14 protein-coding genes are annotated in these 16,297 nt (G+C 42.7%); 4 read left to right on the forward strand and 10 right to left on the reverse strand.

All coding sequences use genetic code 11. The annotated features are described in order from the left end of the window. Positions 1-41 precede the first annotated feature (41 nt). From mfd to WKT03_RS09920, 6 genes are all read right to left on the reverse strand, one after another. Positions 42-3,566 carry a transcription-repair coupling factor gene (gene mfd / locus WKT03_RS09895; protein WP_340391748.1) on the reverse strand — a complete coding sequence of 1,175 codons (3,525 nt, stop codon included), beginning with the start codon at positions 3,564-3,566 and terminating at the stop codon, positions 42-44. 135 nt (positions 3,567-3,701) lie between these two features. Continuing rightward, positions 3,702-4,259: an aminoacyl-tRNA hydrolase gene (pth, locus tag WKT03_RS09900; protein WP_340391750.1), complete on the reverse strand. Its 558-nt coding sequence runs from the start codon at positions 4,257-4,259 to the stop codon at positions 3,702-3,704. Between the two features lies 1 nt (position 4,260). Beyond that, positions 4,261-5,019, reverse strand: a complete 759-nt coding sequence (locus WKT03_RS09905; RefSeq protein WP_118662801.1) for a sugar phosphate nucleotidyltransferase — start codon at positions 5,017-5,019, stop codon at positions 4,261-4,263. A 441-nt stretch (positions 5,020-5,460) separates the two neighbouring features. Further along, on the reverse strand, positions 5,461-5,721 hold the full coding sequence (gene spoVG / locus WKT03_RS09910; protein WP_008400199.1) for a septation regulator SpoVG: 261 nt from the start codon (positions 5,719-5,721) through the stop codon (positions 5,461-5,463). 29 nt (positions 5,722-5,750) lie between these two features. After that, positions 5,751-6,875, reverse strand: coding sequence for a glucose-1-phosphate adenylyltransferase subunit GlgD (gene glgD, locus WKT03_RS09915; RefSeq protein ID WP_117808643.1), 1,125 nt, complete (start codon positions 6,873-6,875; stop codon positions 5,751-5,753). A gap of 2 nt (positions 6,876-6,877) precedes the next feature. After that, complete coding sequence (locus WKT03_RS09920; RefSeq protein ID WP_008400201.1) at positions 6,878-8,146, reverse strand: glucose-1-phosphate adenylyltransferase; 1,269 nt, start codon at positions 8,144-8,146, stop codon at positions 6,878-6,880. Positions 8,147-8,502: 356 nt separating this feature from the next. Between WKT03_RS09920 and WKT03_RS09925 the strand changes: the two genes are divergently transcribed. Continuing rightward, positions 8,503-10,113 carry an asparaginase gene (locus tag WKT03_RS09925; protein ID WP_340391755.1) on the forward strand — a complete coding sequence of 537 codons (1,611 nt, stop codon included), beginning with the start codon at positions 8,503-8,505 and terminating at the stop codon, positions 10,111-10,113. A gap of 319 nt (positions 10,114-10,432) precedes the next feature. Here the strand turns inward: WKT03_RS09925 and WKT03_RS09930 are convergent, their stop codons facing one another. Further along, complete coding sequence (locus tag WKT03_RS09930; RefSeq protein WP_117785221.1) at positions 10,433-10,828, reverse strand: Fur family transcriptional regulator; 396 nt, start codon at positions 10,826-10,828, stop codon at positions 10,433-10,435. Between the two features lie 242 nt (positions 10,829-11,070). On the opposite strand from WKT03_RS09930, the gene WKT03_RS09935 reads away from it, so the two are divergent. From WKT03_RS09935 to WKT03_RS09945, 3 genes are read left to right on the forward strand one after another with little or no spacing between them, the layout of a single operon-like run. Further along, positions 11,071-11,427: a GntR family transcriptional regulator gene (locus WKT03_RS09935; protein WP_161116783.1), complete on the forward strand. Its 357-nt coding sequence runs from the start codon at positions 11,071-11,073 to the stop codon at positions 11,425-11,427. A 27-nt stretch (positions 11,428-11,454) separates the two neighbouring features. Beyond that, positions 11,455-12,141: an ABC transporter ATP-binding protein gene (locus WKT03_RS09940; protein WP_186847846.1), complete on the forward strand. Its 687-nt coding sequence runs from the start codon at positions 11,455-11,457 to the stop codon at positions 12,139-12,141. Positions 12,142-12,159: 18 nt separating this feature from the next. Further along, the gene (locus WKT03_RS09945) at positions 12,160-12,930 is read left to right on the forward strand and encodes an ABC transporter permease (RefSeq protein ID WP_118675583.1); all 771 of its coding nucleotides are present in this window, start codon (positions 12,160-12,162) and stop codon (positions 12,928-12,930) included. A 229-nt stretch (positions 12,931-13,159) separates the two neighbouring features. On the opposite strand, the gene WKT03_RS09950 is transcribed toward WKT03_RS09945, so the two are convergent. The 3 genes from WKT03_RS09950 to WKT03_RS09960 form a co-directional block, all read right to left on the reverse strand. Further along, entirely contained in the window at positions 13,160-14,170 is a 1,011-nt protein-coding gene (locus WKT03_RS09950; protein ID WP_021943152.1) for an alpha/beta fold hydrolase, read from the reverse strand. Positions 14,171-14,211: 41 nt separating this feature from the next. After that, positions 14,212-14,670 carry an Lrp/AsnC family transcriptional regulator gene (locus tag WKT03_RS09955; RefSeq protein ID WP_117785369.1) on the reverse strand — a complete coding sequence of 153 codons (459 nt, stop codon included), beginning with the start codon at positions 14,668-14,670 and terminating at the stop codon, positions 14,212-14,214. Between the two features lie 245 nt (positions 14,671-14,915). After that, positions 14,916-16,172, reverse strand: a complete 1,257-nt coding sequence (locus tag WKT03_RS09960; RefSeq protein WP_117808650.1) for a Glu/Leu/Phe/Val family dehydrogenase — start codon at positions 16,170-16,172, stop codon at positions 14,916-14,918. Positions 16,173-16,297 lie beyond the last annotated feature (125 nt).

The following is a 16,297-nucleotide window of genomic DNA, read 5'->3' on the forward strand; positions in this document are numbered from 1 at the left end:
CATCCTGCAAACATTACAGATTTCGGTATGCTGATCATCCTTTATTCTTCTGCAAGCTCCGCAATATCAGCTACAACTGCTCTCGCCTGCTTCCAGATTTCTTTCTCTGTGATCGTCTTCATCTTAAGCACAAAAGATGGACTGTTGCCGATCACAAATTTCATGCTTCCTCTATATTTATCTAATAACGAATCAATCTTTGCTGTGTCGATCTTCGCCTGTTTAAACATCGAAAACCGCAGCTCTGCACCCGCCAGCATAATGCTGGTTATATAGGCACGATTTGCCTTTGCCTTTAATAACGATACATCAAGCAGGTTCAGAACCTCTGTCGGCATCTCTCCAAATCTGTCGTTTAATTCGTCAATGATATCGTCGTAATCATCATCCGATGCGATATGAGATATCCTCTTATACAGATCCAGCTTAATGAATTCATTCTTGACATATTCAGCCGGTATATAAGCATCCACCGGAAGCTGTACGGTTGTCTCAAACCGTTCTTCAACCTTCTCGCCCATCTCCTGACGGATCGCATCATTTAACATCTTACAGTACAGATCATAACCAACTGCTTCCATATGACCGGACTGATCCTCGCCTAAGATATTTCCCGCGCCGCGGATCTCCAGATCCTTCATGGACACCTTGATTCCGGAACCAAGATCGGTAAATTCCCGGATCGCTTTCAGTCTCTTTTCCGCAGTTTCCTTAATAAGTTTATCCCGACGGTACATCAGAAATGCATATGCATTCCGATCTGAACGGCCGACACGGCCGCGGAGCTGATACAACTGGGATAAGCCAAATGTATCCGCATCATGAATGATCATGGTATTTGCATTCGGAATATCCAATCCTGTCTCGATGATCGTCGTAGTAACCAACACATCAATCTCATGATTGATAAACCGGTACATGATGTCCTCTAGTTGCCGTTCATGCATCTGGCCATGCGCATACTCAACGACTGCATCCGGTACAAGGGATGCGATCTCCGATGTGATCATCTCTATATTATTTACCCGGTTATATACATAATATACCTGACCATCCCGCGCCAGCTCACGCTTGATCGCTTCTTTGACAAGTTCGGGATCAAGCTCCATAACATAGGTCTGGATCGCCCGTCTGTCAACCGGCGCTTCTTCCAGAACACTCATATCCCGGATACCGATCAGGCTCATATGAAGTGTACGAGGAATAGGAGTCGCTGTCAAGGTCAGAACATCTACATTTGTCTTCATCTGCTTGATCTTTTCCTTATGTGTGACGCCAAACCGCTGTTCCTCATCTATGATCAGCAGACCGAGCTGCTTAAATGCCACATCCTTGGACAACAACCGATGTGTTCCGATCACGATATCCACCTTGCCGGCTTTCAAATCAGCAATCGTCTCCCGAACCTCCTTCGGTGTACAGAAACGGCACAACAGCCGAATCTCGACCGGAAATTCCTTCATACGTTCTTTAAATGTATTATAATGCTGCTGTGCAAGGATCGTAGTCGGCACAAGATAAGCAACCTGTCTGCCATCGTATACTGCCTTAAATGCCGCACGGATCGCGACCTCGGTCTTACCAAAGCCCACATCACCACAGATCAGACGGTCCATAATCTTGCTGCTCTCCATGTCTGCCTTTGTCTCTGCGATCGCTTTCTTCTGGTCATCCGTTTCCTCATACGGGAACATTTCCTCAAATTCCTGCTGCCAGATCGTATCCTTCGAATAGCAGAAGCCCTGTGATGCCTGTCGTTTCGCATACAGGTTCACCAGCTCTTTCGCGATCGTTGCAACATGACCTTTCACCCGGCTTCTGGTCTTCTCCCAGTCCTTACTGCCCAGCTTGTTGATCTTCGGTCGTCTGCCCTCTTTATCACTGTATTTCTGGATACAGTCTACCTCAGAAGCCAGCACATAGAGCTTTCCGCCCTCTGCATAATTGATCGTTACATAATCCTTTAAGACACCGTCCACTTCAACCTTCTCGATACCGCCATAGATACCAACACCATAGCGTTCATGAATCACACAGTCACCCACGCTGATATCAGAGAAATCCTTGATCACTTCACCGGAATACCGAGGCTTCTGGTTCTTCTTTTTCTTCATACTGCTCCGTGCAGTAAAGACGTCGCCTTCATTTATCACAACCAGTTTCAGCTCCGGGAACTCAAATCCTGCCCGAAGTCTTCCTGTCGTAACCATTACCTCTTTCTCAGAAAGAACACGGTCGGTATCCTCTGAATAGAAGCACGCCACATCATGGCCGGCCAGATTCTCAACCATCCGTTTGGCTCTGGTCGTCGATGGTGAGATAAATATGATCCGATAATTCTTTTCTCTCCATTTTCCGATATCCGCAATTAACGCTTCAAAATTATTCCTGTAAGAATTAACTACACGGCTGTCATATGTTACATCATGCCGGATCGTAAAATACCGATCTTCATGATACAGAATAGAAAATGCGAGCGTCTGAAATGCCTGCATTTTCTGCACGATTGCCGGATAAGTAAATAAAATATTCATCATACCCGGAAGGATATAGCCCCCCTCCAGACGGCTCTCCATACTCTCAAGGAAAGTCGCCATATAGTTATCCGCATAATCTGATATCCTCGAAGTCTCATCCAATAAAATAACTGTATTCTTTGTACGGAAGCAGTCTAACAGTGATACAGTCTTACTGTAGAAATACTCTACATAACTGTCGACTCCTGCCATTCCATGGAACTCCGTCAACTGCTCTTTGATCTCCCCGATCTGCTTCTTCAGGCGGGCAGCTTCCTCTGTCTTGAATTCTTTCCGCAGCTTCTCATAATATGGTTTGAATTCCTGCTCCAGCTTACGGATCCCCTGCGCCGTCCTGCGATCAGACAACACCATCTCGCTTGCCGGATAGATCTGGATCTCCTGTACCTGCTCGATCGACCGCTGGCTTTCCACATCAAAGCTTCGGATCGTGTCAACCTCCGTATCCCACATATCGATACGATATGGGCATTCCTCTGTCAGAGGAAAAATATCAATGATACCACCACGCACCGCAAACTGTCCGACACCGTCTACGCTGTCCGCCTTTTCATACCCCAGTTCCACCAGACGCTTCTTAAGTGCCTCGACGTCCAGTTCTTCTGCCTCACGGATCGTCACCACATTTTTCTTAATATAGGACAGATCTGGCATCCTATCAAATAACGCATCTACCGTCAGAATGATCGTACAGGCTTCTCCCTCGATCAGTCGTCTGAAAATATCCATCCGCCGCCTGGTGATAGAATTTCCATGGATATCTGAGCTGTAAAATAAAATATCCTTCGATGGATACATATACACCGCTTTATCATAGAAACGGAAGTCCTCGTATAGCTGTTCCATTCTCTGTTCACTGTAAGTTACGACCAGCCTTACATGTGCATCGGATGAAAATGCATGCATCAGATACACCCGGTCTGTTCCGTCATTTCCGGATATATTGACGATGCCATCCTGCTCTTTTAACCAGCCCTTTATCTGTATATAATTTTCGGTATGTTTTACAGGCTCATTGATTGCCTTCATATCGACGCCAAATGCCAGGCTGATACAGCCTGGCTCCCTTTCTTTTTTATTTTCTGATTATTTATACCTGTCTGATCGTATCCACAGCTTTACCCTGTATACGACCTGTTCCGATCAACACATTTTATCTTTCAGTTAATTATATTTATTCATTGCTGCTGCTGCGCTGTCTTTTAAGATCAATGTGATCGCATCACCGGCATTATCACAGCCTGCCTTGATCTCCGGAAGTTCATCTTTTCCAAATCTGGATAATACATAATCTGCAAGATCCATACGATCCGGTTTCTTTCCGATACCGACACGAACCCGGACAAATTCCTGTGTTCCCAGATGTGAAATAATATTCTTCATTCCATTATGTCCGCCGGCACTTCCCTTTTCACGGATTCGAAGCTTGCCGACTGCCAGATCGATATCATCATAAGCAACGATCACATCGGATGGATCGCATTTGTAATAATCGACCAGCTCCCGGACACTTTCTCCACTCAGATTCATAAATGTCTGTGGCATTGCAAGGATCACTTTCTCTCCTTCTATCATGCCCCTGCCATAGATCGCTTTATGCTTCTTTTCACTCAATTCTATATTATATTTATCTGCAAGCCCTACAATTACGGAAAATCCTACATTATGTCTGGTTCCTGCATATTTGGTTCCCGGATTTCCAAGTCCTACTATCAGTTTCATCTTATCTTGACCTCATTATCTCTTCTGCTTCTGCAAGCTGTTCCAGTGTATTGACACCTTTAATCTGGTCGGCATCCTCCATGGCTGCCGCATCAACCGGAAGTCCCATTTTCTTGATGATCTCAATGGTATCCGGCAGATAATATTCACCCTGTGCATTATCATTTGTAATCTGTGAAAGTGCTGCCAGTAATGCATCACATTTGAAAATATACATACCGGAATTTACTTCTTTAACCGCCTGTTCTTCCTCAGTTGCATCCTTCTGTTCTACGATCTTTGATAAGCCTTTCTCATCACGGATAATTCTTCCGTATCCAAATGGATCTGAAAGCATCGCTGAGATAACTGTAACACCATTTCCTGCTGCAACATGCTTCTTGATCGCCTGCTCTAATGTCTTACCGGTTACAAGTGGTGTATCTCCACAAAGGACAACAACATCGCCCTCTGTACCGATAAAATCAGAAGCACACTTAACCGCATGACCGGTTCCAAGCTGTTCGGTCTGTAGTGCATAACTTACTACATCCTGCATTTCTTCTGTCTTACCAAGCTTCGCATAAGTATCTTTAATACTCTTTTCTACTTCTTCTGCCTTGTATCCAACGATCACGCAGACTTTATCACATCCGGCAGCTCTTGCCGCCTCTATCGAATAGTATACCATCGGCTTACCAAGCACCTCGTGCACAACCTTTGGCTTTTCAGATTTCATTCTTGTTCCCTTGCCTGCTGCAAGGATGATTGCTTTCAGCATTGTCCTAATATCCTCCAACCTATGAAATTCCTACAGCTAATTTTACTTTATCCCTATTTCATTTTCAACCTCTTTCCCAAAATGTTTTGTCTGCCCTGTTATAGCACGATATGCTCTGTCCTGTCGCCTCCGCTATAAGCACATGCTTCGGATAGCACTGCCCTGTAATATGTATCGACTATGTGACGCTTCGTTATGAGACTTGCACTAGCTATCAGCACCAAGCCCATGTCTGAACCCGAAAGGGTGAGTTTGGGCGACTGCTGATCAATCAGCGTGCGAGTCGAATAGAAGCAGAACATATCGTGCATATTACAGGGCTGTACTATCCAAAGCATGTGCTTATAGCGGAGGCAACAGGACAGAGCATATCGTGCATATTACACAGGGCAGACAAAAAGCCAGCCACTGCATCTACAGTGGCTGGCTCCGTTTCACGTCTTAAGCTTCCAGTGATTCCTGATATTTCTCAAGTATCATCCGCTGCAGACGTTCTCTTGTCTCAGTATTGATTGGATGTGCGATATCTCTGTACTCACCATCTGCTGCTTTCCGGCTAGGCATCGCAATAAACAATCCCTTATCACCCTGGATCACTTTGATATCATGAACTACAAATTCATTATCAATTGTGATCGAAACGACGGCTTTCATCTTACCTTCTTTTTCAACACCCCTGACTCTGATATCGGTCACCTGCATCGTGTGTACCCCCTTGTCTTTCTTATCTGCTACAATGCGTATCTGAAATTCTTCTCCACGATAACCTTGATGTCATCCGGGCTACCCTGATGAACTGTATTTGCACGGATCGTATCTCTACTTTCTACAATACAGTTTTCGATTACACAATTATCCCCAATGTGTACATCGTTCAGAATGATAGAATTTCTGATCACACAGTTGTTGCCAATGTATACCTTCTTAAATAATACTGAATTTTCTACAGTACCATTTATGATACATCCACTTGCTACCAGGCTGTTATTCACAACCGCTTCCCCATTATACTTTGCTGGTGGAAGATCCTCCACCTTGGAGTAGATGTCAGGATGCTGCTTGAAGAAATAGTTTCTTACATCTCTGTTCAGGAAATCCATGTTTGTCTTATAGTAAGACTCCTTGGTTCCGATGTTTCTCCAGTAAGTATCCATCTTATATCCATAAATCTTCTTTACATTCTTATATCTTACAAGAATATCTCTTACAAAATCAGTTCTGCCTTCATTTGCACAGGTTTCCAGTAATTCGATGAGCTGTCTTCTTCTGATCACATAGATACCGGTTGAGATCGTATTATTGCCTGCAACCAATGGCTTCTCCTCGAAATCTACGATACGATTGTCCGCATCCATCTGTACTACACCGAAACGGTTCACATCATCTTCTCCAGGTTCGAGATCCTTACATACAACTGTAATATCTGCGCCTTTGCTGATGTGCTCTTCCAGAACCTTACCATAATCCAGCTTGTAGATACCATCACCGGATGCAATAACTACATATGGCTCATGACTTTCCTTCAGGAAATTAATGTTCTGATAAAGGGCATCTGCTGTACCCTTATACCAATAGCTGTTCTCTGATGTAATGGTTGGTGTGAATATATAGAGACCACCCTGTTTTCTTCCGAAATCCCACCATTTGCTGGAATTCAGATGTTCATTCAGAGATCTGGTATTGTACTGTGTAAATACCGCTACCTTCTGGATATGGGAATTTGTCATATTCGAAAGGGCAAAATCAATAGCTCTGTAACCGCCAGTAATAGGCATAGCTGCAACAGCTCTCTTTGCTGATAATTCGCCCATCTTGTTGCTATTACCACCTGCTAAAATTATACCTAATGCTCTCATCTCTATTCACCTGCCTTTATAATACTTCCGCCACTCTTTAAGTTACCATCCGGATAATCTTCCGGAGTAGTCACACCAGATATAGCAGTATTCTTACCGATTGTTACACCATCAGGAATAACTGAGTTTTCTCCGATCGTAACAAGTCCAAATGAATAAATCTGTGGCTTGAATTCATTGACAGCTTCTTCTCCGATTCCAAGCTTAGCATCCTTACCAATCTTAACATTCTCTGCGATGATAGCCTTGTCCATATATGCATTCTCACCGATCGTTGCGTTATTCATAATGATCGAATTACGGATGACTGCACCCTTTTCGATCGTAACACCGGAACCGATAACGGAATTCTCAACATCGCCGTATACCTCTGTTCCTTCACCGATGATACATCTGCTTACTCTGCCGCTTGCATCTATGTACTGTGGTGGGATCGCATCTGTCTTGGTGTAGATCTTCCAGAACTCCTCATACAGATTGAATTCAGGAACAATATCTACTAACTCCATATTTGCTTCCCAGTAAGAACCAAGTGTTCCTACATCCTTCCAGTAACCCTTGAAGTCGTATGCACAGATCTTCTTGCCATTTGAATGGCAGTATGGAATGATGTGCTTACCAAAGTCACATTCCGGCTGATCCTTCATCTTTACAAGTGCCTCACGAAGCACCTTCCAACTGAATATATATATACCCATAGATGCTTTGTTACTTCTAGGATTTGCAGGTTTCTCCTCAAATTCTGAAATAACATTGTTCTCATCTGTAATTACAACGCCAAATCTGCTAGCCTCTTCCCATGGTACCTGATATGTAGCAAGTGTAATATCAGCATCACAGGATTTGTGATATTCCAGCATGTTTTCATAGTCCATCTTGTAGATATGATCACCGGATAATATCAGAACATATTCAGGATTATAATAATCTATAAACTCCAGGTTCTGATAAATAGCATTTGCAGTACCTGTATACCATTCGCTGTTATCACTTTTCTCGTATGGCGGAAGAACTGTCACGCCTCCTATGTTACGATCCAGATCCCAAGGGATACCGATTCCAATATGCTGGTTAAGCCTCAGTGGTCTGTACTGTGTAAGAACACCTACTGTATCAACACCTGAATTAATACAGTTGCTTAATGGGAAATCGATAATCTTGTATTTGCCGCCAAAAGCTACAGCCGGCTTAGCCAGATTAGAGGTCAGAACACCTAAACGGCTTCCCTGTCCTCCTGCAAGAAGCATGGCTATCATTTCTTTTTTAATCATAATGTCACCCCTTCGTGCGTATTAATATAAATGCATTATACCACTGTTTTTGTAATAAGCAAAGTTTTTTATTGCATTTTCACAATAAAAGTTGAAAGAATATAGAAATTTTAAACATTTTTACAAAACAAGCACATATTTTGCATGAATTTTTCATGTATCTTTTAACAATTTTTACTGGTTATTTTTGATTAAAAAAATTTCTTTCCTATATTCTCCGGGTAGAAATGGTTTTCTACTTGTGATAAACTCTACTTAATTATTTTACCGATATACTTTCAGGCTGTTACACAGATTTTGACCTGTCATAATCCCACAAATGCCTGAGTATACGAAGATGAAAGGAAGAAGAACTTATGGCTGAAATTTTAGTAAAAGAATACCGTGGCGATGTTGTTGAAAATGTACATTATGGATCTATTGCTATTGTTTCATCAACCGGCGAAACAATTGCTTATACCGGTGATATTGAGCGCCAGACTTATATGCGTTCCGCAAGCAAACCGATCCAGGTGCTTCCTACCCTGCTTGCAGGTCTTCATAAAAAATATAACCTGAGCGAGGAAGAAGTAACGATCTGTAATTCCTCTCACTGGGGCAGTAATCATCACATCTATGTACTTCAGAGCATCATGGAAAAAACGGGCTTAAAAGAAGAAGATATGATCATGAATCCAACGATCTCCACATCTGCAACACCGCTTGCGGACAAGCTTGCACTTGGTTCCAAGCTGAATCCTGTAGAGGGCAAGAGCCGTTTGCAGCACTGCTGCTCCGGCAAGCACTTAAGCCTTATGATGCTGCAGCGTGAACTGACAGGAAAAGTCACCGGCTACCAGCTTCCGGACTCTCCTGTCCAGAAGCAGATCATTTCATTCTTATCCATGCTAAGCCAGACTCCGACTTACCGGATCAGTCTGGGAATCGACGGCTGTGGTGTTCCGGTATTTGCACTTCCAATGCGTAATATCGCACTTGCTTATGCAAAACTTGCAGATCCGTTCAACCTGCCGGATGATATACGGGAAGCAATCACCTATAACTTCGACTGTATTAACAAGAATCCTGAAAAGATCAACGATTACTTTACACCATCTTACTATGTAAATAAGAACCCGGATCTTCTTATGAAGGACGGTTCCAGAGGTGTGATCTGTATGGCGATCCGAAGCCGGAAGCTCGGTATCGTGATCAAGCTCGAAGATGGCTGGAGCGACGAATATCAGGGAATCATTGTTGCCCGTATTTTGGAGCAGCTTCAGTATGATGATAAAGAACTGATCGAACAGCTTAAGAAAACGTATAACACAAAGATTTATAACGACTGCAAGGATGAGGTCGGACATGCCGAAGCAGATTTTGATATCCATATCGAACAGTCCTATTTCGATGAATTATTCGGAAATGCAGAACCGGAAGAAGACGATTCGGATGAATCTGATGCAGGCACTGCAGACGAAAGCGCTGATTCCAAAGATTCCGATATTGATTCTTCAATCGAATACGAAGACATGGAAGAACTTGAAGATGATGAAGATACCAACGAAACCGATAAATCGTCCGGTCAAAAAAGCAGCTTTGAAAGCTCCGACTTTATAAGCACTCTTTTGAATATGCGCGGCAAAAAAGCCCGGTCAAATTCCGAGCATAAGCCTGTCACAGATCATAATGACATGGATGAACCGGAAGACATCGACGAGGGGCCCGAAGCAGATGAGGATATGGAAGATGAGGAACAGCTCCCTGCAGAAGAACGTGCCAGACGCCGTGCGATCCGTGACCGCAGATCCATTCTTGGTCAGAATGTTGTCCTGCCATCATCAAACCAGACTTTCATCCAGAATCCAATGACCGATCCGATGCGTCCTGTAAAATCTGCCAAGGTGATCTCCACCATCCAGAATAATGACGCCGAATTCGAAGTCTTTGACAAGGAAGACGATACAAGAGACAACGAGCAGGAATAACACCATGCTTTGACAGGTTGTTCAAGTTTTATATAAGATTGCAATATAGCACGCACATACAGCAACACCCATATGGTTATTCCACTATAAATGACTTACTGCGGTTTCTGTTCGCAGCACATGTCTGATTCGTAAATACTCCTGTGCCAACTCGCCTTCGGCTCAAACAGGCATTCGTATTTACTGACAATGTGCAGCTCACAACGAAATCCTCGTATATGTCATGTTATAATGGAACAACCATATGGGTGTTGCTGTATGTGTGTGCTATATTTTATGCAATCTTATATAAATCCTGATAGTGTTATAAAGCATGGTGTTATTCCTGCTCGTTCTGACATTCAGGGCAGATGCCGACATATTCAAGATTGTGGGATGTTATCAGAAAGTCCTCATCCGCCAGTCTGCCTCGCTCATCGATCTCAGGATCATATGGCACATGGCTGTCGAAGATTCTTCCACATTTGGTACAGATAATATGATAATGCGGAACCGGATTGCCGTCAAAATGTTCATTCTTATCAAATGAGAATACATTCATGATAATGCCGTCATCAACCGCATCCGCCAATACTCTGTATACAGTCGATGCACCTATATTATATCCCCTCTCCACAAGAATCTGATGAAGCTGCTGGGCAGTCGGATGACATTTTAATTCTTTTATAACCGAATATATAACCTGTTTTTGTTTTGTATTTCTTTTCTCTGCCATACCTGTTCACTCCAATGATTTATTCCGATCTTACTTTTGATAAGTCTATACTAACATATATTTTGTCAAGTTTGAATACCTTTTTAAGAATTATTCTCATTAATTTTAGCCTATATCCGGCAATTCACCTGTAAATGAAAGTTTTGCTGCCAAATGAATAGTTATAAATTTAATTTTTGTGCTTGACATCCCAAGTGTATTGGTGTACTATCCAACTAGTACAGTAGTTAGGAGGGAAGCATTTGGAATTTAAATCAAACCTGCCGATCTACCTTCAGGTCATCGATGATATAAAAAAGAAGATTATTACAGGTGCCCTGCCACTTGGTACCAAGCTCCCATCATCCAGAGAGCTTGCCATCCAATATGACATCAACCCAAACACCGCAGCCCGGGTTTATAACGAGATGGAATCTCTCGAACTGTCATATACGAAACGTGGAATTGGTACATTTGTAACAGAAGATCCTCAGGTAATTGATCGGCTGAAACAGGAACAGTTAAAGCAGATTCTTACAGTTCTGGATGAACAGCTCACCGGCATGGGATATACGCCGGAAGAGATCATCCGATTATTGCAGGACTACTATTCCCTGTAAAAACAAGTATTGAAAGGAATGAATACTATGATTAAATGTGAACACTTAGTAAAAAAGTATATGAGTACGACCGCTGTTTCGGACCTGTCACTGGATATCATATCCGGTAACATTTATGCTCTACTCGGTCCGAACGGAAGCGGTAAATCCACCCTTATGAAAATGATCGCCGGGCTTTCAAAACCGTCCTCCGGTACGATCACAATGGATAACCGGCCATTAGATTACAAAGCCAAAGCGCATATCGCATATATGCCTACAGAAGCCTATTTCTTCGGTTATATGAACTGCATCGATGTCGGAAAATATTACCGTGATTTCTTCGCTGATTTTGATTATGACAAATACATGCGCCTGTTACAGGAAATGGATCTGTCGCCAAAGCAAAAAGTGCGTGAGATGTCATCCGGTATGATGGCAAAGCTGAAGATCGTTGCAACGCTTTCAAGAAATGCGGAAGTTATTATGTTAGACGAACCGTTAAACGGCATCGATATCATTGCCCGCGAGAAGATCATTCATACAATCGTGTCTAATATCTCAGATGACACTGCCGTTATCATGTCAAGCCATCTGGTGGATGAACTGGAAAAGATCATTGATCATGCCATCTTCATCAAAAACGGAACCTGTGTATTACAGGGTAATGCAGAAGAACTTCGTATCGCACAGGGCAAATCCATTGTTGATATGTATAAAGAAATCTACGCATAAACTGGGAGGTATTCAATTATGTTAAAAATGTTAAAATATGAATTTCGCCGTGGAATCTTTCCACTTCTGATCGTAGGGATCGTCATAGCTGCCATTGAGCTTTACTTTCTCATTGGTACGTTAACCGAACATGCAGATCACTCTGTTATTGCTGTTTCCCTGCTTATTCTCGCGGCTTTCTGCTGTTACCTGTTTGTATTGATCTACGGCATAATCAGTTACAGCCAGGATCTGAAAAACAAATCAGGATATCTGGTCTTTATGGCTCCTATATCCAGCTATAAAGTAATCGGCGCCAAACTGTTATCCATCCTGCTGACAGGTGCAATAATCGTTGCTGTTATATTCGGATTACTGACCTTAGATCTCAGCCTGGCATACTCCACATATGACTCCATTGATACTTTTTATGATTTTCTAAGCAATATTCTTGAAATGGGGGGATATTCCCTGGGCGGCGTTATCTTAAGATTACTGGCATTTATCCTTGTATTTCTGATTCAGTTCTTTATGACGATCACTCTTGCCTACCTTGCGGTATCGGTATGCTCCACCATTCTTCAGACAAAGAAGATTAAAGGTTTTATCAGTTTCGTACTGTTCATCGTCTTCTATGTGATCCTGTCTGTAATTGCTTCTAAGATTCCCCATCTGTCCAATCCCGGACCGAATGCGACATTTATGGAAGCCATGTATGCCATGATCCCACAGATCGCACTCTACTTCGTAGTAATGGTGGCAAGCTATATCGGAAGCTCCGTGCTCCTCGAAAAAAAGATCAGCTTGTAACGCAAACGAACAGGCGGTAACTCTCAGCCGGAGCATTCTCTAACACGCATGACTACCTTCATTTCAACTTCGATTCGATCTGCATGCTGCGCCGGACACGATAAATTCGTTGTGTCCGGCGCAGTAGCACCGAATCGTTGAAACTCAGTCGTTCATGCTATGATTTGAAAATGCCCCGGTTGAGGGTTACCACCTGTTCTGTTTTTATTACTAAAATGTGTTTCCGCCCCTACACCCCTATGGTGTGCAGGTCGATCCAGTTATAGATATCGTAATATGCCTGAATGTTGTTGATCTCGTTTATGACTTCGTGACGCGCATCCTTGTACAGGATGCATTTGACATCATCTGTGATATATCTGCTGTATTTGTTGTATAAAAGCTTCACGTCCAGGCCATAGTGTCCGACTGGATCTTTGCTTCCTGATATGAACAATACCGGCATATTCTTTGGCACATTTGCCAGATTATCCTCATCCTGAATAAATTCCAGTGTTTTGAATAACGTCTTGTAGCCCTTTACCGTAAAAGTATAGTCATACATCGGATCTGCCATATATTTGTCAACCTGAACATAGTCTCTGCTCAGCCAGTCTTTCACGGTACGCTTTCGCTTCTCACCGTTCATGATCGTCATTCTGGGAATACCGAAAAGGTAAGTACCAAATGCAAGCACCTGCAACAATTTGCTTCTATGCTTCTCGCCACGGAGCATACTCTCCACTCCGGCTACCGCCTCTCCGATCTTCAGCATACACTTCGGATGTCCGCCCGTTCCCATACAGATAAAACCATCTATGCTGGCATTTTTCTGCAGCTTTGCAGGGTACTTTGGATCTTTTGCATATTCGCACATATATCTTCTTGCAATAAATGATCCCATGCTGTGTCCCATAAGAAAATACGGAAGATCCGGATATGCCCGTTTTATGCATCTGGTCACACGATGAACATCTGCTGCCATCGTCTTACTTGCATCATAAGCATACATATAACCCATCTCGGATTTATTTCTGGCTGTCAGTCCATGCCCCAGATGATCATTTCCGCATACCAGAATTCCTCTGGCAGCCATAAATCTTGCAAAATGATCATAACGCTCCATGTCCTCTATCATACCATGAGAGATCTGAAGCACCGCCTTGATCTCACCCTGTGGAATCCAGACGATGACATGTAATTTATCTCTTCCGTTGGATGATGGAATATATGTCTCTTTTTTCTTTACGTTCTGTTTCATAAGCAACCTCCCATTGTTAGTATCCGCTTTCGAAAAAAAATTTATGTATTCGGCTCCTGATTTTCTTCCTTCCAGTAGATATTTCTGTGTTCTACAGAGGTCGAGAATGCGATCAAAGTCTTTGTTTTTCCAAATCTCTGCAATTCACCGATAAACAGATCCAGTGCCATCGTTGTCTCAAAGATAACCTCGATCAGCATGGAATAGTCACCGGTCACACAATTACATTCCACAACATTTTTGCAGTTCTTGATAAATGGATAAAAATCCTGTTTGTCGTTTGGCTCTACCTCTAAATTAATAAATGCTTTTGTATAATATCCCAGTGCGATCGGATTGATCTGTACCTGAAAGCCCTCGATCACCCCTGCTTCCTTTAACCGCTCTATTCTTGTAGATACTGCTGTTGATGACAGAAAAACACATTCCGCAATATCCTTTAAAGACATACGAGCATCCTTCTCTAACAGTTCCAGAATCTTCTGATCTACCTCATCCAGACAGTAAGCTGTCTCTTTTACTTCATGCATAGTTTTACTCTCCATTTTCTTATACATCTCATCTGCCAAATACCTTTATTTATATAGAAACTTTGGTATAGAAAAAGGACATCCTTCATCTGAGAAGGACATCCCTTTCATATTTCTGATATCAATGTACTTCTATCTATCCTGTCTGTATTTTACTACTAATAACAGGATAAATCCAGCACTAAAAATACCATGTAGTATTGCATCTGTATATTTTACGGGAATATACCCTTGATCTCTTCCGTATGGATCAATCGTTTTAAAGCAATGATATAGGCTGCCATCCGCAAAGTACAATGACTCTTTTTGCTCTCCTCCACGATTTCTCCAAATGCTTTCGTCATGATCGTTTCAAGCATCTCATTTACCTGCGGTTTTTCCCATGTCATTTCCTGAATGTTCTGTACCCATTCAAAATAAGAAACAATAACACCGCCGCTGTTTGCAAAGATATCCGGCACAAGCTTGATTCCTCTTTCTGCAAGGATCGGATCTGCATCTGCTGCCGTCGGTCCATTTGCACCCTCAACAATATAAGAACATTTTAATTTCTCCGCAACCTCTTTTGTGATCTGATTTTCAAGCGCTGCGGGAACCAGCACATCACAATCACAGGTAAGAATATCTGTATTCGAAATATGAGTAACACCATCTTCCTGATAGTCTGCAAGCAGACCACCGGCTTCTACATAAGCTGTTACCTTATCTGCATCCAATCCGGTCTCCTTATAGATTCCACCCGACACATCACTGATCGCTACAACAACCACACCTCTATGTCCAAATATTCTGGCTGTATTGCCGCCAACATTACCGCATCCCTGAATTGCAACTTTAGCCCCCTCTAACGCCTTGCCATCTTCTGCAAGAAGGAGCTTGGTGCTGATCACAACTCCACGTCCAGTTGCCGATGGTCTTCCCTTGGAACCGCCAAGCTCCAGCGGTTTTCCTGTCACAACTCCGGGACAAGGTTTTCCCTTTAACTGGCTGTATGTATCTAACACCCATGTCATAATCTGTGCATTTGTATTTACATCAGGAGCAGGTATATCGGTATCTGCTCCGATGATCGGCTCGATCGCATAGGTATATCTTCTCGTCAATGCACACAATTCCCGTCTGGAAAGTGCAGCCGGATCTACTTTGATACCACCCTTCGCTCCTCCAAATGGTATATTTGCCACTGCACATTTTAATGACATCCATGTTGCAAGTGCTTTGACTTCATTCAGTGATACGTTCTTGTGATAACGTATACCTCCTTTGAACGGTCCTCTGATATTTGAATGCTGGACTCTGTATCCTTCAAATACCTTAACACTTCCGTCATCCATCTCCACAGGAAGGTAAACCTTAGTCTCACGCTGTGGATTTTTGATGATCTCAAACATCCTCTTGTCAATTCCACCAATGTTCATGGCTTCTTCCATCACTGCTACCACATTCTCATACGGGTCGTACTGTCTGCTCATCTTCGTATCTCCTCATTTAACAAATATTTTATTGTCACGAGTTATCCGGTGTTACCTGTAAGGGATAAACCTTTTGACAAGAGGCATTCTAGTTCTCCTGCATTTATACGTCAATATCTCAAGTC

Origin of the sequence: Coprococcus sp. HCN-4056, from assembly GCF_037892645.1 — a bacterium.
GTDB lineage: Bacteria > Bacillota > Clostridia > Lachnospirales > Lachnospiraceae > Coprococcus > Coprococcus ammoniilyticus.